The following is a 19124-nucleotide window of genomic DNA, read 5'->3' as shown; positions in this document are numbered from 1 at the left end:
CTCGGGCAGCGCCCCGCGGGGATAGACGACGGACCGGTCCTCAACACGGTCCGGGTGCCGTCCGACCCGTCGAGGCTCAGCAGCACCCAGGCCAGTTTCCGGGTCAGGCTCTCCGCCCCGGTGGCCCCGATGATCGACGCCCCGGGCGGTGCCGCCTTCGGTGACCCGTACGGCCTGCGCAGCGGCGTCCGCCCCACCGTCACCCCGCAGGTCGTGGTGCCCGCGTCGTCGGTGCCCGCGCTGGCCGGGATCACCGCCGCCTCGGTCACCGGCGCGGCGCCCCGCCGCAAGGCCCGGGTGGTCACCGCCTGGAGCGGCCAGGCCGGGCCCGGCGACACCGCCGCGACCCAGCTGCTGGAAGCCGTCCGGCTGACCACCGTGCCCGCACCCGCCAAGGGCTTCGCGGGCGACGACACCCAGCAGCTGCAGGGCGTCCCGCGGCAGTACGGGCCCGCCGGCGGCTCGACCGGCTCCGGGGAGGTCCCGCACGCCGGCGTCCCCGGGCTGCTGGACGACACCGTCCGGATCGGGGCCGGCCGCGACTGGCGGCCGGAGGGTGAACTGCCCGAGGTGCCGTCGCTCAGCGAGGGCTCCAAGCACGCCTGGTACCCCGGCCGCCGGGTCGACCTCGGCCTGGTGCTGCTGCCGCTGCGCGTCCTGCTCGGCTCGCTGTCGGTGTACGCCGGGTTCAGCAAGCTGTGCGACCCGGTGTACTTCGACGGCGGCGAGCGCGGCTCGATGATGCGCTGGCTGTCCTCGCTGCACCCGTGGAAGGTCGCCCAGCCGCTGCTGGACCTCGCGATGGCCCACCCGGTGGGCGCCGGGCTCGCGGTCTCCTTCCTGGAGATCGTGGTGGGCGTGCTGTCCGTCCTGGGCCTGTGGCAGCGGCTGGCGGCCGCCACTGCGATGGCGCTGTCCGCCGCGCTGCTGTTCACCGTGAGCTGGAAGGCGGTGCCGGTCTACGACACCCCCGACCTGATCTTCCTCGCGGCCTGGAGCCCGCTGCTGATCGCCGGCGCCCCGTTCGCCTCGCTGGACGGCCGGATCGCCCTGGAGGCGTTCCGCCGGTACGGGCCCACCGAGCCCGGCGCCGTCCGGCGGCGGATGCTGCGCCGGCGCGGCGTGGTCACCGCGGTCGTGATCGGCCTGACCATGCTGTCCGGCTCGCTGCTCGGTGCGGCGGTCCGCACCGGCGACACCAGGGCGCCGGCCAAGCCGCCCACCGACTACGGCTCCCCGGTCTGGCCGAGCAACAGCCCCTCGCCGTCGCCGACCCCCACCCCCTCGCACTCGCCGAGCCCCACCCCGAGCAAGGCCCCGGCCTCGCCCTCCCCCTCGCCCAGCCGCAGCGGCTCCAAGGCCAAGCAGTCCGGCGGGGCTTCGACCAGCGGCCCCGCGTCGACCCCGCGTTCCGGCGGCGGCTCCGGTGCCGGCTCCGGCACCTCCGGTTCGAGCAGCGGCTCCGGCAGCGGCAACGGCGGCTCGGCGGGCGGCACCGGCAGCGGCGGCGCCCCCGCGGGCACCCCGCGCACCACGCAGCCCACGCACGGCGTGATCGGCGGCCTGCTGGGCAGCGGCCCGCCGCTGCTGGAGCTCGGCATGAGCCCGCAGCGGGCGGCCGGCACCGCCTGACAGCCGCGACGCCGACCGCGAGGCCGCGCGAGGGCCCCGCCCCGGACTCCACGTCCCGGGCGGGGCCCTCGCGGCGTTCCCGGCCCGTGCCTGCGCTGCGCCCGTGTCTGCGCCCCGGGCGGGGCCCGGCCCGTCCGGCTAGCCCCGGTGCGCGGCGAGCTCCTTGGCGGCCTCGGTGAGGTCCTTGGCGGTGTCGATGGCCCGCCAGTAGCAGCCCTGCGGCAGCTGGTACCCGGCCAGGCGGCGGTCGCGGGCGAGCTGCGGGAAGGTGGTGCGCTCGTGGTCGCCGACCTCGGGCAGCAGCTCGCGGAAGCCGGGCCCGAAGACGTACAGGCCCGCGTTGATCAGGAACGGGGACGGCGGGGCCTCGATGAAGTCCAGCACGTTGCCGAAGCGGTCGGTCTCCACCGCGCCCCACGGGATCCGCGGCCGGGCCAGCGCCAGGGTGGCCACGGCGGCCCGCTCGTGGTGGAAGGCGGCCATCTCGCGCAGGCTGAACCTGGTCCAGATGTCGCCGTTGGTGGCGTACCAGGGTTCGGCGGGGCGCGGCAGGGCCGCCGCCGCGTACCTCAACCCGCCGCCGCGGCCCAGCGGTTCGGCCTCCACCACGGTGCTGGTCCGGAGCGGCAGCTCGGCCCGCTCCAGCCACTCCCGCAGCACCTCGGCCAGGTGGCCGCAGGAGACCACCACGTCGGTGACGCCCTCGGCGGCCAGCCACTCCAACTGGTGCCCGATGATCGGTTTTCCGGTGCCGGGGATCTCCACCAGCGGCTTGGGCCGGTCGTCGGTGTAGGGGCGCAGCCGGGAGCCCTGCCCGCCCGCCAGGATCACCGCCTGGGTGACGGCGGGGGCGGCGGCGGGGGCGGCGCCCGGGGCGGTGCCGGTGTCTGCTGTCATGCGCGCCACGATAACGGGCCCGCCCCGGACGGGAACGGGCCCGCACGGCGTGTCGGCGGGGCGGCGCGGAGACCCGGCGGGTCGGCGGGGTCGGCCACCGGCCCCGCCGGGTGCGTCAGTTGACCACGCCGGCGGCGAACGAGCCGTCGCAGACCGGGCGGGCGAAGGAGCGGGCGCGCTGCACGTCGCCCTGGTACTTCTTCACCGCGGCGCGGCCGAGGTCGCCGGCCAGCTGGGTGCAGTACGGGGTCAGCGAGGGCTTCTCGCGCATGGTGCGCTCCAGCAGGTCGAGCGCCGTGCCCGGGTTGTGGTTCTTCAACTCCTCCAGCAGGTCCACCCGGAGGGCGTCCTGCGGGGCCATGCCCTGGGTGTCGGGGACGGCGGAGCTGCGGCCGATGGTGCCGTCGCCGCTGGAGGCCGCGACCACCTGCTGGTCCAGCCCCGTCGGCGGGGCCCACGGGACGCGGGTGACGGCGAGCGTGCCGGTGGTCACCAGGATCACCGGCAGGGTGAGGGCAACGGTCTGGGCGATGCGGCGCACGAGCTGTTTCACGCACAGGAGAGTAGCGCTGCGTGGCGGCGCGGGAGCGCCGCGTTACCCCATCGAGTGACGGGTGTCCCGTTTTGTGCCGCCATCGGGTTGACGCGGCGTCCCCGGAGAACGCCGGAACCCCCTGCCGACCGCCGTGGGCAGGGGGTTCCGTGGAAGAGCGGTGGGAGGACGGGCGCCGCCGTCAGGTGCGGCGCCCCTCCGGTGCCGTCGTCAGCGGCTCAGGCGCTTGCCGCCCTCGTCCTCGGTGGTGAAGACGTGCGGCTCGTTGCCGACCGGCACGACGTGGATGGTCTCGCCGCGCTGCGGGATCTCGCGGCTGTGCACGCGGACCACGATCTCCTTGTCCTTGCCGGAGATCTGGGTGGTGCCGTACACGTAGCCGTCGGCGCCGAGCTCCTCGACCACGTTGACGGTGACCGCGACGCCCTCGAGGCCGCCCGCCGGGACGACCTGGAAGTGCTCGGGGCGGATGCCGACCACGACGGTCTTCGCGGTGCCGGCCTTGGCCAGGTCCTCGCGGGCGATGTTGATGACCGAGCCGCCGAACTTCACGCCGCCGTCGACCAGCGGGACCTCGATCAGGTTCATCGCCGGGGAGCCGATGAAGCCGGCCACGAACAGGTTGCCCGGGCGGTCGTACATGGCGCGCGGGGCGTCGACCTGCTGCAGGATGCCGTCCTTGAGGACCGCGACGCGGTCACCCATGGTCATGGCCTCGGTCTGGTCGTGGGTGACGTAGACCGTGGTGATGCCCAGGCGGCGCTGGAGCGAGGCGATCTGGGTGCGGGTGGACACGCGGAGCTTGGCGTCCAGGTTCGACAGCGGCTCGTCCATCAGGAAGACCTGCGGCTGGCGGACGATCGCGCGGCCCATCGCGACGCGCTGGCGCTGACCGCCGGAGAGCGCCTTCGGCTTGCGGTCCAGGTACTGGGTCAGGTCGAGGATCTTGGCGGCCTCTTCGACCTTGGTGCGGATCTCGGCCTTGTTCACGCCGGCGATCTTCAGGGCGAAGCCCATGTTCTCGGCGACGGTCATGTGCGGGTACAGCGCGTAGTTCTGGAACACCATCGCGATGTCCCGGTCCTTCGGCGGCAGGTGGGTGACGTCGCGGTCGCCGATGCGGATGGCGCCCTCGTTCACGTCCTCCAGGCCGGCCAGCATGCGCAGCGAGGTCGACTTGCCACAGCCGGAGGGGCCGACCAGGACGAGGAACTCGCCGTCCGCGATCTCCAGGTCGAGCTGGTCGACGGAGGGCTTGTCGGCACCCGGGTACACACGGGTGGCCTTGTCGTACGTCACGGAAGCCATGGTGCTTCGCTCCTTCACCGGCAGGAACGTGCCGGACGATCCGAGTAAAGGTGGATGTTTTCCACCGCCCCCGACTGGTCTTGACCACAGCAGCCGAACGCGGTTCCCCGTGACGCTACCTGGCAGTTCATCGTTTTGTCAGCCCTCCGCCGCCCCCGAGTTCGCATCGATCCGGTCACACTCCTCCTCCCCCGACCCCCTCCCGCACCCCCACAACCACCCGCATCCCCGCGCCCCTGCCCGGTACACTGCCCACTGGTGCCGCCGTGGATCCCGCGGACGGCCACCGCGCCTCCTTAGCTCAGTTGGCCAGAGCACCGCTCTTGTAAAGCGGGGGTCGTCGGTTCGAACCCGACAGGGGGCTCAACGAGCAGGGCCGCAAAACGTGCGACAGGGGCCGGGCCCCGAGGAAACCCCGGGGCCCGGCCCTTGGCCGTTGTTCGAGAGGCTCGGGCGGTCAGTCCGGCCGTGCCACCGGCGTGCCAGATGCCTCCGGAGGACCTCCCTCGCCGAGTTCCCGGCGCACCGCCTCGCCCATGCGGCCGATGACCTCCCGGTCGCGGTCACTGTTCATGTGCTGGTAGATCAACGTGGTTCGGGTGCCGGGCGTGCCCCGGCGATCTTTGAGAGGCGATCCCGTAGAGCGTCTTCCAGGTCGAGGTTGTCGCCCCGTGCGGTGGTCTGCAGCAGTTCGGTGATGACGACGAGTTCGGCGAATCGTCCGGCCGGAGTGTCGAGGAGATGGTCCAGCCGTCGGCGCACCTGGGCGGCTGTTTCGGGGACGAGGAGGCTGTACGTGTGCAGGAGCGCTGCGTCGTAGCCCGCGGGTGCGATGCCCCAGCCCTCCCAGTCGAGCACGGTGAGCGTCGGGCTGGTGAGGTTGGCCCAGTGCAGGTCGCCGTGGGCCGTGGCCCAGGCGGGAACGGTGGTGTCGACAGGGATGCCCAGGAACTCCGGCATGGCCCGGTCCAGATACTCCTGGCGGACGGCCACCCGGTCACTCGGTACGGTGGCCATGGCATCGAGCGCGACACTGAGCCTCTCCCACCAGGTTTCGTCCAGGTCCGGTGCTGTCCGTAGCACCGGCCCGTGGGTGGTGATGGTGGAGGACGTGACTCTGTCGTACAGCTCTGCCAGGTAGCCGTGTGCGGCCCCGGTCCAGGTGCGTCGTGCACGTAGTCGAGGCCGAGGAACCGCAGGCGGCATGAGGCGCTCCGCCTCCTGCGGTCCCTCCCAGAGCTTGCCGCCGGCTTTACCGGCCGGAGCGGACACCAGGCGGAGCCAGCCCTCTCCGTCCGCTGTCACGACCGGGCGGCTGAGCGTACGCCCGCGCCAGCCCCAGACCTCGCGTGAACCGGCCGGCTGCGCGTGGAGCGTTCCTGCTGCCACGGCGTGCATCGCGCGCATCCGCTCGGCGACGTCCGGCTCAGGTTCCGAGTACATCAACGACCCTTCGCAGCAGGTCCGGAGACAACGGCGGCCGGCCGACCACGGCAGTGGCCTTCCTCCAGTGTTCCGGGTTCCCGGTCGACAGGAGTACGCGCTTCACCCCCACGGCTGAGGCGACGACGGAGAGGGCGGCCTCCGCCGTGTGCTGCCGGGGCTGATCAGCTCGGTCAACTCGTGCGTCATCAGACCGGGGACCCCTCCGCCGTGGAGCGGCGCGGAGGCGAACACGTCCAGTCCCGCCCTCCGGGCATCGACCAACGGGCCCTCTCCGTCGAGGGCTTGGGCGACGGGCACGAGCTGGACGAGGGAGACGGGGAGCTGGATGGCCCGGAGGCGGTGGTTCGGACCACCGGCCATGGCCGCGAGTTCGAGGAGGCTGGAGACGTCGAAGAGTCCGCTGCTGAAGCCGGACCAGGTCGCCACCCCGTAGGCGCCGATCGCTTGTCGGCTGCACGCCTCCTCCAGGGCGAGGAACGCCGCGTACAGCCGGTCGGCGATCTCGCCTTCCCGGCAGCCGTGTTCGGGGTTGTGCAGGAACACCAGGTCCGGGACTCTGCCGAGCGTGCGCCGGCTGCGGGCCACCTGCCAAACCACGTAGGCGGGTGCGAGGCAGTGCTCGTGCTCGGCATCCTCGGCGGATAGCACACCCGCGCGCACGCCGATCCGCTTGGCACTCGCCGAGAGGAAGCCCACCTTCGTGGAAACCCGCAGGCCGGGGTAGGCGGCAAGGACCGGTGCCAGCAACGCCTCCGCCCGGCCGTTCCCGTAGTTGGGCGCGGTGTCCACCCAGTCGGCACCACGCGAGGCGGTCATTAGGGCGGCCTCGCCCACATCGAGGCAGCGGTAGGTGCCCAAACCCAGCTGCGCGCTCATCGTTCTCCCCCGACCGCGGCGACTTGGCCGTCGACCAGTTCCGTCACGACGCGGGCCGCCTGTGCGAGCGTGATGCCGGCGGCCTGCGCGAGCTCGGCCAGCCGGTGACGTTCCCCGTCGGCGAGGAGGGTGAGCATCGGCCGAGCCTTGACCGCGAATGTCCACTCCTCGCCGCCCGTGGTCAGCCGCACGGTTTTCTCCCGGTCAGCCGTGAGTGCGGCCCGTGTGGTGACGAGACGCACCCGCAACTCCGGGTCCGGCGGCACCGCCGTGACGTACGGCAATGACGGGACCAGCCTGGCACGCTCGGTGGCGTCGCGGGCGGCGGAGAAGCGATCGATCAGGTCGGCGCTCTCCAACTCGGCCGCGATGAGCTTGCCGATCGTGTCGAGGAAGACGCGCTGCTCCTCGGCCGTCCCGAAGCGCGGAACGTCCGCCCGGACGCTCTCATGGACGCGCAGAACCTCCGACAGCCAGGTGAACAGGTCAGCACCCGTTGTGCTCTGCAGCCCGCACGTGACGTGCAACGAGTGCCGGCCTTCGGACGCGGCGACGGCGTGCCACCAGCCCCGGGGCAGGTAGAGCACGTCACCAGCGTTGAGCACCAGGTCGGCGACGGGTTCGTCCGGCGGCGGCTCGGGCCTCTCTACGTCGCGGTGCATGGGGAGCACGCGGGTCGGTCCGTAGATCCGCCAGCGCTTCGCGCCGTCGAGCTGGACGACCACCACGTCGTGATCGTCCCAGTGGACGCCGAAGCCCTCGGTGCTGGTCCACGAGGCGTACAGGTTCACCTGCACTCCCGTTCGCAGCCACCGCTCCAACTGGGCGGCCAGCGCTCCGACTCCAGGATGGAGATCGTCCACGGCATCCAGGACGAGCGTGGCCCCCTCGGAGAGCTGCTTGTGCAGCTCGGAGGGCTGGAGCTGCTGCCAGACGGTGCTCCGCCTGGTGGTGACCGGGTGGGAGTAGAGGTGCGCGGGCACCTGCTCCCCGTTGACGGCGAGGCGCAAGCGCGGAGGTTCGAGCCGGTGGCGGGCCAGGATGGCGTTGAGGTCGTCCCAGCCCAGGATGCCTGCGAGTGTCGCGGCCTCACCGCGTACGACCTTGAAGCTGCGGCCGAGCGTCCGGGCAAGGAAACCATCCCCGCCCAGACGCTCAACCACCGAGAACTGCTCGGCGGTCATCGTGATGCAGCCGTCAGTCGTTGCCGTCGGAGCGGCCGGTGGAGCCGCCGTCGGACGGCACCTCGCCGCGCGAGCGGGCCGCGGCGACCTTCGCGCGGGCGACCAACAGGCCGTCGCCCTCCAACTCGGTGCCGGTCGTCAGGTTCTCGGGCATGAAGCACTCCTTCGGTTTCATGGGGTGGGCCGACCGCCCGACCCCGTCGTGGGTACAGCGGTGGATCCGTTGCCACGGCAAGTCGCCGGCAAGGAACGTCAGGTGCTTACGCCGCGCGGCTGTTGGCCAGCGCGGCCACCTGTATCCCCCGAGCCCGCGTCGGGCGGGAGGAAGTCTTGTCAGGCACTGGTCGGCACGGCATCCCGTGCCTTCGGGGCCGCGGCCCTCACCAGAGCGGTGAGTCGCTCGTCGCCCGAGACGGCAGAGGTGGTGCCGACCTCGAACCAGATCCGCTTGCCGGCGGGGTCCGGCTCGGCGCCCCAGTTCGTCGCGAGCGCTGCCACCAGGAACAACCCTCGCCCGTCAGTGGCGTAGAGATCGATCCCGCCGGCAGCCGGCAGCCGGCAGTTCGTGGCCGACGTCCGTCACCTCGACGCGCAGCCGGTCACCGTCCCAGGACACGCAGACGACGCACGGGGCGTCGGTGTGGGACACGGCGTTGGTGATCAGCTCGCTGGACAGCAACTCGACATCGCGGAGAGCGTCCTCCGCGAGCGGCAGGCCCCAACCGCGCACGACCTGTATCACCCGCCGCCGGGCATCCGGCACGGCCTCGGCACTGGGCAGCACGCGAAATCCGAACGGGGCGGGGGTGATGGCTTGGCGAGTGGCGACGGACATGAGCGCGGACCTTTCACCGGGACGAGGTCGGCAGCGGGCCGATTCGCGCCGGGATTCACCCGGCAGGTATCTACAGAACCGCCTCCAACGCGGGTGAACCAGAGCAGAATTGAGGCGGCAACGAGGCATCCGTGCTGCAAACCCGGGCATGACCTGGCCTGTTACGACTGCAGACGAACTGACGTACCTCTGGAGGACGCGGAATGGCATCCAGGAGGTCCCGGCTGATCCAGCGCAGGGAGGCGGTTGGCCACACCCAGGAATCCCTGGCTGAAGTCCTCGACGTGGACCGCACGACCGTGGGGCGGTGGGAGAGCGGCAGGGGAGCCCCGCAGCCGTGGATGCGGCCGAAGCTCGCCCGCGCCCTGGAACTCTCGGTCGACCAGTTGGCCGACCTGCTGGCAGTGCCCTCTGCAGCCGCCGAAGCAGTCCCACCGCCCAGCAGCGTCGGCGACGCCTCGCCTCCTGTGCCTGCCCGGCGTACGGACCACGGCAACGATCTCGTAGTAGCCGTGGCGACCGACTCGGCAGAGTCCGCGCTCTTCCTTCGCTTCGCGAGCGCGTCCAACGTGGACGACACGCTGCTGGAACAGATCGACGCGGACATCGCGAGGCTGGCAGCGGACTACGTGAGCAAGCCGGTGTCCGAGCTCTTCCACGACATCGGAACCCTCCGGCGAGGAGTGTTCGACTTACTCCGTGGCCGCCAACATCCTTACCAGACAGGCCATCTATACCTGCAGGCCGGGCGCCTCTGCGGCCTGGCCACCCACGTCGCTCTCGACCTCGGCCAGTACACAGCTGCGGCTACGCATTCGCGAACGGCCTGGCGCTGCGCGGAGTCAGCCGGCCACAACGGTCTCCGGGCCTGGACCCGATCCGTCCAGTCCCTGATCGCCTACTGGCAGCAGGACCACCGCCAGGCCGCCGAGTTGGCCAGAGCTGGACTGCCGTACGCGGGCAGCGGGACGATCGCAGCCCGCCTGCTCAGTCTCGAAGCGCGGGCCACTGCCGCGCTCGGCGACAGCGCGAGCGCGCTACGGGCCGTGGAGGCGGCCGAGGCGGCGCGGAGCGCCGTAGCCGCCGTGGATCTTCCCGGCGTATTCACGTTTCCTGAGGCCAAGCAGTGGACCTACGCCGGCACTGCCCTCCTTGCCCTGGGCAGCCAGCGTCACGTGAACCGTGCTATCGAGGCGTCCTCCAGGGCCATCGCCCTGTACGAGTCCGCACCGCAGCAGGAACAGTCCTCCGGCGACCTGCTGGCCGCCCGCCTCGACCTCGCCAACGCCCACCTCGCCCACGGCGACCTCGACGGCGCGCAGGAGAAGCTCTCGGTGGTGCTGGACGCCGCACCGGACCGGCGAACAGCGAGCATCTGCACCCGCCTTCGGGCGCTGAGTATTCGTCTCGCCGAGCCCGCCTACGCAGGCTCCCCGATCGTCCTGAGCCTCCGCGAGAATCTCAGAGAAGCCTGCTCTCGACCCGCACTCACGAACCCTCCGGAGCTGCCCCAGTGATGAGCAACACCGCACAGCAGGACGCCGCAGTCGCCGACAAGGCGATCCTCGCGAACAGCGCCTACGCCGACGGGCGCCACCTGGCCGCCCGCCAGTCCATCTATCGGTGGCAGCAGCCGCAGTACGACCTGCCCGGGATTGTCGTCGAAGAGCTGGCCGACACCAGCGGGACCGTCCTCGACGTCGGCTGCGGCAACGGCAAGTTCGTCAGCCGCCTGCGCAAGGACCGTCCGGACCTTCAGGTCGTCGGGATGGACCTCTCAGCCGGCATCCTCGCCGACATCGAAAAGCCGGTCCTGGTGGCCGACGCCCAGGCCCTGCCCTTCGCCGACAATAGCGTCGACGCCGTGCTGGCCCTGCACATGCTGTACCACGTCGGCGACATCGCGGCCACGATCAAGGAACTGGCCCGAATCCTCCGGCCCGGTGGCGTCCTCATCGCGTCAACCAACAGCGACACCGACAAGCAAGAGTTGGACCAGCTCTGGGCCCGGGCCGCAGGCGACGTCCTCGGGATTCCCGAGGGGCCGGCCCGCGTCTCCCTAAGCTCCCGCTTCTCCCTGGAGAAGGCTCCCGGCTACCTCGCAACGGCGTTCAAGGACATCCGGATCCGGAAACTGCCCGGCACCATCGAGCTCACCGATCCCGCGCCGATCGTCGCCCACCTTGCCTCCTACGAGGCGTGGGCCGACCAATGCGGTGTCCCATTCCACGACACCGTCAGCCGAGCAGCCGAGTTCGCTGCCGCCACGATCGCCATCGAGGGGTCTTTCAAGATCACATGCCTCGGCGGATTCCTGGCGTGTCGGGTATAGATCGCGGGAGGCGTCCGACCATCAAGCCATTCGTGAGCAGGTGCCAGCGCGGGCTTGCCGACGCCCGCCATGCCGCTGACTGACCACCGCGACCGCGGGCCGCCCCGTGCCGTCGAGCGGGGAGCACCGCAGGGCGTCCAGCTGTTCCTCGCGGCCGACGAAGCGGGCGGCGGGGGCAGGCAGTTGGGCCGACCGGGCCCGCCGGACGCGGGTGCCGCCGTGGGCGCTGCCGCCGGCCCGTAGCGCCCTCGCCCGACACCCCGTCCGCCTCCGGAGGCTCCTCCCGGCGGACGACCTGACGGGACGTCAACATCCGTGCAGCGGAGCCGTTCCTCCTCCCCGAGGCCCGGCCCGACCCCTCCCCGCGGCCGACGCCCGCCCGTCCGCCCCCGCCTAGCGTGGTCGCCATGCCACCCCCACCCCGCGCGGCCCTCGCCGCCCTCGCCGCCGCCCTCGGCTACGGCGCGCTGCAGACCTGGTGGGCGCTCGGCCACGCCCCGTCCTTCGGCCGCCTCGGCACCGACCTGCTGGTCGTCCCCCGCTGGGGGACCGTGGCCCTGTGCGCGGTGGCCGCCGTCCTCGGGCACGGCCTGCACCGCGCCCGCCGGTACGCCCCCACCCGGTTCGCGGCCGCCGTCGCGGTCGCCGCCACCCTGCTGCTGAGCTGCCCCTTCCTGCTGCTGGACGTGGTCGGCGGCCTGCTGTCCGGACTGCGCATCCCGCTCTCGCTCGCCGGCTTCCTCAGCCGGGTCGGCTGCGCCGCGACCGCCGCCCTGCTGGCCGCCGCCGCCCTCGGCCACCGACGGCGGCTGCGCGGCGACTGCCCCCGCTGCGGCCGCACCGGCGGTCCGCACGACCCCGGCGCCCGCACCCGCACCCCGCGCTGGGCCCGCCTGGCCGGCTACGGGGCGGTCGCCGCCTGCTGGCTGCGGATCCTCGCCCAGTACGGGCTCGAGTCCGGATCCGGGAGCCCGGGGACGACGGGAGCGGCCGGGACGCTCTCGCTCGCCCTGTTCGAGACCGGTTTCGTGCTGGCCGGCACCGCGCTGCCGCTGTCCCTGGTCCACCGCTGGGGACGGGACGTCCCGCGCCGGGTCCCGCTGCTGGGCGGGCGCCGGGTGCCCCGCCGACTGCTGCTCGTTCCGGCCGCCGCGATCTCCACCGGACTGCTGGTGTACTTCGGCGTCGGCATCGGCCAGCTCGTCGGCGAGACGCTCCACCCGGCCGACCGCGACGGCACCCTGCCGCTGTCCTTCCTGTGGATCGCGATGCCCGCCTACTGGCTGTGGGGCCTGGGCCTCGGCGCCGCCGCCCTCGGGTACGCCCGCGCCACCCGACCGCCCTGCCGCGCCTGCGGCCGCTGAACCGCTGCCGCTGAACCGCTGCCGCTGAACCGCCGCCGCTGAACCGCCGCCGCCGAGCCCCGGCCGCCGAGCCCGGCTGCCGCGCCTGCGCCCGCCGCCCTGCCGCGCCTGCGCCCGCCGCCCGCCTACCGCGCCGGTCGGTCCGGCCCGGCCACCGCCGGTCGGTCCGGCCCGGCCACCCGGTGCACGAGCGCCGCGGTCACGGACGCCACCACCGACGCGACGATCAGCAGCGGCATCGAGTCCGCCGCCTGGCTGCCCAGCAGCACCGTCGTCAGCACCGTACTGGTCACCGGCAGCCGGGTGACCGCCGCACCCGCCGCCGAGATCCCGGCCGCCAGCCCCGCCTCCACGCCCAGCCCGGGCAGGCCGCCCGCCGCCACCCCGAGCGCCGCGCCCAGCAGCACCGCCGGGAAGATCGGACCACCGCGCAGCGACCCCAGCGCCACCCCCCAGCCCAGCCCCTTGAACAGCACCAGCGCCAGCAGCGCCGCCACCGGCCAATCGGACGGGTCCGCCGCCAACTGCCCCAGCGTGGCCTGCCCGGACAGCGCCGCCTCCTCCGGCGAGCGCCCGGTCGCCAGCGCGTACCCGGCGACGCACGCGCCCACCAGCACCGCGCACAGCACCGTGCGGACGGCCGTCCGGTGCGCCGTGAACGCGGCGAAGCGGTGGCCCAGCGTCTGCCCGGCCACCATCACCACCGCGACCACCACCGCGAGCGGGATCCCCCACAGGAAGTCCCCGGCGTCCGGCAGGTGCGCCCGGGGCACCGACGGCAGGCTCAGCGCGCCGATCGACAGCCCCGTCCAGTGCCCGAAGCCGGTGAACACCAGTGCCCCGACCCCCGAGGACAGCAGGCACGGCAGCAGCAGCACGGTCAGCTGCGCCCCGCCCAGGCCCGCCGCCTCGATCACCAGCACCGCCGCCACCAGCGGACTCCCGAAGATCGTGGCGATCGCCGCCGTCGACCCGGCCGTCCCCAGCAGCGGCGCGAGCCTCGGGCTGGACGCCCGCTTCGCCGCGCTCACCGTCAGCAGCGCCAGCCCGCTGCCCAGCGCCATCAGCGGCGCCTCCGGGCCGAGCACCGCACCCAGCGGCAGCCCCGCCAGCGCCGCCAGCACCACCGACGGCACCTCCACCGGCAGCGTCGGCGGCCCGCCCAGCCCGTGCACCGGAATGTGCCCGCCCCGCCCCGGCATCCGGGTCACGATCGGCGCCAGCAGCAGACCGGCCAGCGCCAGCGCGGGCAGCGGCCACCACCACGGCGCGCGCGAGTAGCCCCACTCCTTCGGCAGCGACTCCCACACCCAGTGCTGCAGTTCGTGCTCCAGGCTGACGAACCCGAACGCCGCCAGCGAGACCGGCACCCCGATCAGCGCCGACACCAGCAGCAACCGTCCGTACCCGGGGCTGCGGAGCAGCTCGCGCAGGCCGGGCGGCTGGGACGCACCGGCGGCCTCTGCTGGCATCTGCGCTCCCTGTCACCCGGCGGACACACCTGCCCCGACCGTCCGTCGCCGATCCGCGCCCGGGCCAGCGGGGTGGGCCGAACGGGCGAGCCGCGCCCCGGCGGTCGTACGGTGGACGGAGGACCGATCGAGGAGGACGCGATGCCCGGTTCCATGACCCTCGGCCACATCGACACCCTGGTGATGCTCAGCCACGACGACGCCGAACGCCTCTCCGCCCTGCTCGCCGGCCTCTCCGCGATGGCCGCGAGCGGACGCCTCTCCACCGAACAGCTCGCCGCCCTCGGCACCGGCGAGCCCCCCGACCGCGCCGGACTGGCCACCTGGTCCCGCACCCTCGCGACCTACCTCCGCGACCACCTCTGAGAGCAGCGCCGTCAGGGGCTCGCCCCCGAGCCCCTGACGGCGCGCTCCGGCCCTCCTACAGTTGGAGGCATGCAGCTCTCCTGGGTGACCGTCCCGACCCCGTTGCCGAGCGGGCCGATGCGGTTCGGGGTGACGGGCCGGGGGGTGGCCGCGGCGAGCTACCTCTGCGACACCCCCGTCCCGGAGTGCGTCGACGAGCGCCGGGCCGACGCGGTGCGGGCCCGGGTCGGTGAGTACTTCGCCGGTTCGCGGCGGGAGTTGGAACTGCCGATCGACTGGAGCCTGGCCGCTGGGCCCCACCTGGCGGTGCTGCGCTGCCTGACGGCGACCGTCGGCTGGGGCCGGACCATCACCTACGGCGAACTCGCCGCCCGCAGCGGGGTGTTCACCGGGCCGTCCGAGCCGGGGGTGCCGGCCAGGACGGTGGGGCAGATGATGGGCGCGAACCCGCTGCCGCTGCTGGTGCCCTGCCACCGGGTGGTGGCCGCGGACGGGCTGGGCGGCTTCGGCGGGGCGTGGCACGGGGTGGAGACGAAGCGCTGGCTGCTCACCCTGGAGGGCGTGCTGCCGCCGACCCTGGACTGGTCCGGGCCGGCGGCCTGAGCGCGTCCGGCTACACCGGGACGGTCGCGGCGGACCGCCGCTCCGCCCCGTCGAGGCGTTCCAGCGCGGGCGCCGCGGGCTGCCGGGGCAGCACCGCCTGGATGGTGGGGACGAGGGTGTAGTCGCCGAGCGTGAGCTCGTCGGCGGCGAGCAGCGAGGGCCGGGCGCCCAGGGCGAGTTCGACGGCCGCGGCGGGCAGGTTGAGCCCGCACATCCGCAGCTGGTGCAGCCCGCCGGAGGGGCGGGTGTTGATGTCGAGGACGACCGGGCGCCCGGTGCCCCGCTCGTGCCGGAACTGCACGTTGGACAGGTGGCCGACGCCGAACTCCTCGACCAGGCGGCGGGCCGGCTCCAGGTAGGCCGGGTCGACGGTGAAGCCGCGGCGGCGGCCCTGCTTGGTGCGGCCGACCGCGGCCAGCACCCGGCCGTCCTGCTCGGCCAGGCAGTCCACCGAGACCTCGGGGCCGTCCAGGTAGGGCATCACCAGCAGTTCGGCGGGTTCGGCGGACTGCTCCAACGCGCCCAGCACCTGGTCGAGTTGGACCCGGGCGTCGACGTACCCGGCGAGCCGGCGGAGGCTGAACGGCTCGCGGGTGAGGACGCGGAAGCCCTCGCCGCCCGCGCCGGAGGCCGGCTTGAGGCAGGCGGCCGCGCCGGTCGCCTCGATCTCCTCGACGGCGGCGAGCAGTTCGGACGCGGTGCCGGCCTGCCGCCACAGCGGGGTGGGCAGCCCGACCGAGTCCAGCGCCCGGTAGCCGTCGACCTTGCTGGCGAACAGCGATATCGCGGGGGCGGGCGGGCAGACCAGTACGGTGCCCAGCGCCTCGAAGTCGCGGCGGCGCAGCGATATCGCCAACTGGTGCAGGCGGGGCAGGAACACGTCCACGTCGTGGCGGGCACAGAATTCCAGCGCGAATTCCACGTACGCCTCGGCGGTCAGCCCGTCCGGTTCGAGGGCGCCCAGGTCGGCGGCGGCGATGACGGGGGAGTCGGGGTCGACGTGGGTGGCCAGGACGTGCACCGGGCGCGGCGCGGCCCGCAGCAGGTCGATGAAGAAGACGTTCTCGGCGTAGGTGCGGTTCAACCAGACGCGGACGGGCGCGGTCACGAGGGTCTCCCTGGAGAAGGGCGTGCCGATGGGAGGTCACCGACCGGTTCGCCTGCGCTGTGGCGGCGGTCACCACGCGGTGAGGGGGCCACCTTAGCGCTGTTCCGTGACGATTCGAACAGCGGGCCGGTGAGCAGCGCGGGCGCCCGGAACCGGGGTCGGAAAAGGGGGTTTTGAGCAGCCCCCGACAAGCCTCCGCCGAGCCCCCGCCGAGCCTGCACCGAGTCCCCGGCAAGCCCGCACCGAGTCCCCGGCAAGCCCTCGACAAGCCCCCGCCGAGCCTTCCGGAGGGGCCCGCGGATCGAACGATGATCGGCCCAGTGCGCTGGTCGCACTATTGCGGCCATGCGCCTGAATCACCCCCACGAGTGATTGCCGCCTCACCTGAACGGCCGTCAGCATGGTTGCCGCAACGTGCCGTCGACGCGATCAGGGGCCCCTCGGAAATGACGACCGAAACCACCGCCGGAATTCCCCAGTCGAGGCCGCGCAGCAGCCTCTCGGTGGCGGCCGCCAAGAACCTCGCGTCGACCACCAAGTCGGCCCCGCAGATGCAGGAGATCAGCAACCGCTGGCTGCTCCGCGTCCTGCCCTGGGTCGAGGTCTCCGGCGGCACCTACCGCGTCAACCGACGGCTGTCGTACGCGGTCGGCCGCGGCCGGGTGAGCTTCACCCAGACCGGCCGCGAGGTCGCGGTCGTCCCGCCGACGCTGCGCGAGGTCCCGGTGCTGCGCGGCTTCGAGGACGACGCGCTGCTGGCCGAGCTGGCCGGCCGCTTCGTCCAGCGGGACTTCGCGGCCGGCGAGGTGCTGATCGAGCAGGGCCGCGAGATCGACGAGGTCTACCTGATCGCGCACGGCAAGGTCGACAAGATCGGCACCGGCAAGTACGGCGACCCGGCGGTCCTGGGCACCTTCGCCGACGGCGACCACATCGGCGACGAGGCGCTGACCGTCGCCGACCGCCGCTGGCCCTACAGCGTCAAGGCCGCCACCGCCGGCACCGTGATGGTGCTCGCCTGGCCCGCCTTCCAGGAGATCGCCGACCGCTCCGAGGCGCTGCGCGACCAGATCCTCGCCTTCATCGCGGACTCCCGGCTCCCGCAGACCCACAAGGGCGAGGCCGCGATCGGCATGTCGGCCGGCCACGAGGGCGAGCACGAGCTGCCCACCGCCTTCGTCGACTACGAACTCAAGCCCCGCGAGTACGAGTTGAGCGTCGCCCAGACGGTGCTGCGGGTGCACAGCCGGGTCGCCGACCTCTACAACAAGCCGATGGACCAGACCGAGCACCAGCTCAGGCTGACCGTCGAGGCGCTGCGCGAGCGCCAGGAGCACGAGCTGGTCAACAACCCGGAGTTCGGCCTGCTGGCCAACGCCGAGTACGGCCAGCGGATCCAGACCCACTCCGGCCCGCCCACCCCGGACGACATGGACGAGCTGCTCTGCCGCCGCCGCAGCACCAAGTTCTACCTGGCCCACCCGAAGGCGGTCGCCGCCTTCGGCCGGGAGTGCAACAGCCGCGGCCTGTACCCCGAGGCCATCCGGTTCGAGGGCAGGACGGTGCCCAGCTGGCGCGGCGTCCCGATCCTCACCTGCAACAAGATCCCGGTGGTCGACGGCACCACCTCGATCCTGGCGATGCGCGTCGGCGAGGACAACCAGGGCGTGATCGGCCTGCGCCCCGGCGCGCTGCCGGACGAGGTCGAGCCCGGCCTGAACGTCCGCTTCATGGGCATCGACGAGAAGGCGGTCATCTCCTACCTGGTCAGCGCCTACTACTCGGCGGCGATCCTCGTCCCCGACGCCATCGGCGTCCTGGAGAACGTGAACGTCTCCCACTGGCAGCACTGACCACCGGGCGGGCCCACCGTCCTGGGCCCGCCCGTTCCACCGCCTGGCGGACCGTCAGCGCGCATTCCCGCCGCCCCGCAGCCGGGCCGGCCGAGGGGGAGGACCTTCACCATGGCCATCACCGTGCCCGAACGCGACCAGCACGGCGAGCGGTCGGCCGTCCCGGCCGCCGACGGGGGGCGCGACACCGCCGAGGCGATGGCCCTGCTCGCCCGGGCCCGCACGGTCGTCGACCCCGCGCTGCGCGCCGCCGTCGACACCCTCCCCGACTCGATGCGGCTGGTCTCCGGCTACCACCTGGGCTGGCTGGAGGCCGACGGCGCCCCCAGCGCGGTCGGCGCCGGCAAGGCGATCCGCCCGGCGCTGGTGCTCGCCGCCACCACCGCGGTCGGCGGCCGCCCGCAGGACGCGGTCCGCGCCGCGGCCGCCGTCGAACTGGTGCACAACTTCACCCTGCTGCACGACGACGTCCTCGACCGCGACCACACCCGCCGCCACCGCCCCACCGCCTGGCGGGTGTTCGGCACCACCGGCGCGATCCTGGCCGGCGACGCCCTGCACTCCCTCGCCCTGCGGGTCCTCGCCGAGGACCCGCACCCGGCGGCCGCGGCGTCCGTCCGCCGCCTCGCCGACTGCGTGGTCGAGCTCTGCGCCGGTCAGCAGGCCGACTGCTCCTTCGAGCAGCGCACCGACGTCACGCTCGCCGAGTGCCTCACCATGGCCGAGGGCAAGACCGGCGCCCTGCTCGGCTGCGCGTGCGCGCTCGGCGCGCTGTACGCGGGGGCCGACGCGGAGACCGCCGACGCGATGGACGCCTTCGGCCGCGAGATCGGCCTCGCCTTCCAGCTGATCGACGACCTGATCGGCATCTGGGGCGACCCCGCGGTCACCGGCAAGCCGGTGGGCGCCGACCTCGCCGCCCGCAAGAAGTCCCTCCCGGTGGTCCACGCCCTCTCCTCCGGCACCCCGGCCGGCGCGGAGCTCGCCGCCCTCTACGCCAACGGCCGCCCGCTCAGCCCGGCCGAACTCGCCGCCGCCGCCGACGCGGTCGACCGGGCCGGCGGCCGCGGTTGGGCCCAGACCGAGAGCTGCGACCGGATGGCCGCCGCCATCGCCCACCTCGCCGCCGCCGTCCCCGAGCCCTCCCGCGCCGACGACCTCCTGGCCCTCGCCGAACTGGTCACCCGCCGCACCTACTAGATGATTGATGCGAAGGGTTAGTGGTCGTAGGCGGTCAGCGAGCGCATGACGGGTTGGCCGGTGTGGTCGTTGTGCCAGATCGCGGTGGTCAGGGC

At 73.3% G+C, this 19124-nt stretch carries 19 protein-coding genes and 1 tRNA gene; 9 read left to right on the top strand and 11 right to left on the bottom strand.

What is annotated here, in order from left to right:
- Positions 1-129: 129 nt before the first annotated feature.
- Positions 130-1632: a DoxX family membrane protein gene (locus tag OO48_RS07345; RefSeq protein ID WP_245194546.1), complete on the top strand. Its 1503-nt coding sequence runs from the start codon at positions 130-132 to the stop codon at positions 1630-1632.
- Between the two features lie 138 nt (positions 1633-1770).
- On the opposite strand, the gene OO48_RS07340 is transcribed toward OO48_RS07345, so the two are convergent.
- The 3 genes from OO48_RS07340 to OO48_RS07330 form a co-directional block, all read right to left on the bottom strand.
- Positions 1771-2529, bottom strand: coding sequence for a nucleotidyltransferase family protein (locus OO48_RS07340; RefSeq protein WP_051731843.1), 759 nt, complete (start codon positions 2527-2529; stop codon positions 1771-1773).
- Positions 2530-2644: 115 nt separating this feature from the next.
- Positions 2645-3082 (bottom strand): hypothetical protein, encoded by a 438-nt coding sequence (locus OO48_RS07335; RefSeq protein WP_033213564.1) that lies wholly within the window; start codon positions 3080-3082, stop codon positions 2645-2647.
- A 210-nt stretch (positions 3083-3292) separates the two neighbouring features.
- Positions 3293-4390, bottom strand: a complete 1098-nt coding sequence (locus tag OO48_RS07330) for an ABC transporter ATP-binding protein (protein WP_033213563.1) — start codon at positions 4388-4390, stop codon at positions 3293-3295.
- 290 nt (positions 4391-4680) lie between these two features.
- Here OO48_RS07330 and OO48_RS07325 point away from each other — a divergent pair.
- A tRNA-Thr gene (locus OO48_RS07325) sits at positions 4681-4754 on the top strand.
- Between the two features lie 221 nt (positions 4755-4975).
- Here the strand turns inward: OO48_RS07325 and OO48_RS07320 are convergent.
- The 6 genes from OO48_RS07320 to OO48_RS34315 all read right to left on the bottom strand — a co-directional run bounded on the left by OO48_RS07320 (position 4976) and on the right by OO48_RS34315 (position 8731).
- Positions 4976-5833 (bottom strand): hypothetical protein, encoded by an 858-nt coding sequence (locus OO48_RS07320; RefSeq protein WP_033213562.1) that lies wholly within the window; start codon positions 5831-5833, stop codon positions 4976-4978.
- 102 nt (positions 5834-5935) lie between these two features.
- A complete protein-coding gene (locus tag OO48_RS34320; protein WP_245194545.1) occupies positions 5936-6712 on the bottom strand; it encodes an aldo/keto reductase in 777 nt (258 codons plus the stop codon).
- Positions 6709-7896: a cupin domain-containing protein gene (locus tag OO48_RS07310; protein WP_033213561.1), complete on the bottom strand. Its 1188-nt coding sequence runs from the start codon at positions 7894-7896 to the stop codon at positions 6709-6711. Before OO48_RS07310 ends, OO48_RS34320 begins: the two co-directional genes overlap by 4 nt.
- A 13-nt stretch (positions 7897-7909) precedes the next feature.
- Entirely contained in the window at positions 7910-8050 is a 141-nt protein-coding gene (locus tag OO48_RS38815; RefSeq protein ID WP_167346428.1) for a hypothetical protein, read from the bottom strand.
- 179 nt (positions 8051-8229) lie between these two features.
- The gene (locus tag OO48_RS38105) at positions 8230-8394 is read right to left on the bottom strand and encodes a hypothetical protein (protein ID WP_157845393.1); all 165 of its coding nucleotides are present in this window, start codon (positions 8392-8394) and stop codon (positions 8230-8232) included.
- A gap of 19 nt (positions 8395-8413) precedes the next feature.
- Positions 8414-8731 carry an ATP-binding protein gene (locus tag OO48_RS34315; RefSeq protein WP_051731842.1) on the bottom strand — a complete coding sequence of 106 codons (318 nt, stop codon included), beginning with the start codon at positions 8729-8731 and terminating at the stop codon, positions 8414-8416.
- Positions 8732-8934: 203 nt separating this feature from the next.
- Between OO48_RS34315 and OO48_RS07300 the strand changes: the two genes are divergently transcribed.
- From OO48_RS07300 to OO48_RS07290, 3 genes are all read left to right on the top strand, one after another.
- Positions 8935-10248, top strand: a complete 1314-nt coding sequence (locus tag OO48_RS07300; protein ID WP_051731841.1) for a helix-turn-helix transcriptional regulator — start codon at positions 8935-8937, stop codon at positions 10246-10248.
- Positions 10248-11063, top strand: a complete 816-nt coding sequence (locus OO48_RS07295; protein ID WP_033213629.1) for a class I SAM-dependent methyltransferase — start codon at positions 10248-10250, stop codon at positions 11061-11063. Before OO48_RS07300 ends, OO48_RS07295 begins: the two co-directional genes overlap by 1 nt.
- 407 nt (positions 11064-11470) lie before the next feature.
- The gene (locus OO48_RS07290) at positions 11471-12427 is read left to right on the top strand and encodes a hypothetical protein (RefSeq protein WP_157845392.1); all 957 of its coding nucleotides are present in this window, start codon (positions 11471-11473) and stop codon (positions 12425-12427) included.
- A 125-nt stretch (positions 12428-12552) separates the two neighbouring features.
- Here OO48_RS07290 and OO48_RS07285 read toward each other — a convergent pair whose 3' ends face one another.
- Positions 12553-13899, bottom strand: a complete 1347-nt coding sequence (locus OO48_RS07285; RefSeq protein WP_033213560.1) for a chloride channel protein — start codon at positions 13897-13899, stop codon at positions 12553-12555.
- Between the two features lie 141 nt (positions 13900-14040).
- On the opposite strand from OO48_RS07285, the gene OO48_RS07280 reads away from it, so the two are divergent.
- A complete protein-coding gene (locus tag OO48_RS07280) occupies positions 14041-14265 on the top strand; it encodes a hypothetical protein (RefSeq protein ID WP_033213559.1) in 225 nt (74 codons plus the stop codon).
- Between the two features lie 69 nt (positions 14266-14334).
- On the top strand, positions 14335-14868 hold the full coding sequence (locus OO48_RS07275; RefSeq protein ID WP_033213558.1) for a methylated-DNA--[protein]-cysteine S-methyltransferase: 534 nt from the start codon (positions 14335-14337) through the stop codon (positions 14866-14868).
- 10 nt (positions 14869-14878) lie between these two features.
- Here the strand turns inward: OO48_RS07275 and OO48_RS07270 are convergent, their stop codons facing one another.
- Positions 14879-15976, bottom strand: a complete 1098-nt coding sequence (locus tag OO48_RS07270) for an ATP-grasp domain-containing protein (protein WP_051731839.1) — start codon at positions 15974-15976, stop codon at positions 14879-14881.
- 446 nt (positions 15977-16422) lie between these two features.
- Here OO48_RS07270 and OO48_RS07265 point away from each other — a divergent pair, with 446 nt between their 5' ends.
- Positions 16423-17829, top strand: coding sequence for a family 2B encapsulin nanocompartment shell protein (locus tag OO48_RS07265; protein WP_033213557.1), 1407 nt, complete (start codon positions 16423-16425; stop codon positions 17827-17829).
- 111 nt (positions 17830-17940) lie between these two features.
- Entirely contained in the window at positions 17941-19029 is a 1089-nt protein-coding gene (locus tag OO48_RS07260) for a family 2 encapsulin nanocompartment cargo protein polyprenyl transferase (protein WP_033213556.1), read from the top strand.
- Positions 19030-19124: the final 95 nt, after the last annotated feature.

It is taken from the genome of Kitasatospora phosalacinea (genome assembly GCF_000716545.1).
Classification (GTDB): domain Bacteria; phylum Actinomycetota; class Actinomycetes; order Streptomycetales; family Streptomycetaceae; genus Kitasatospora; species Kitasatospora phosalacinea.
The sequence above is the reverse complement of the archived record's forward strand: the minus strand, read 5'-3'. Positions and strand labels throughout refer to the sequence as shown.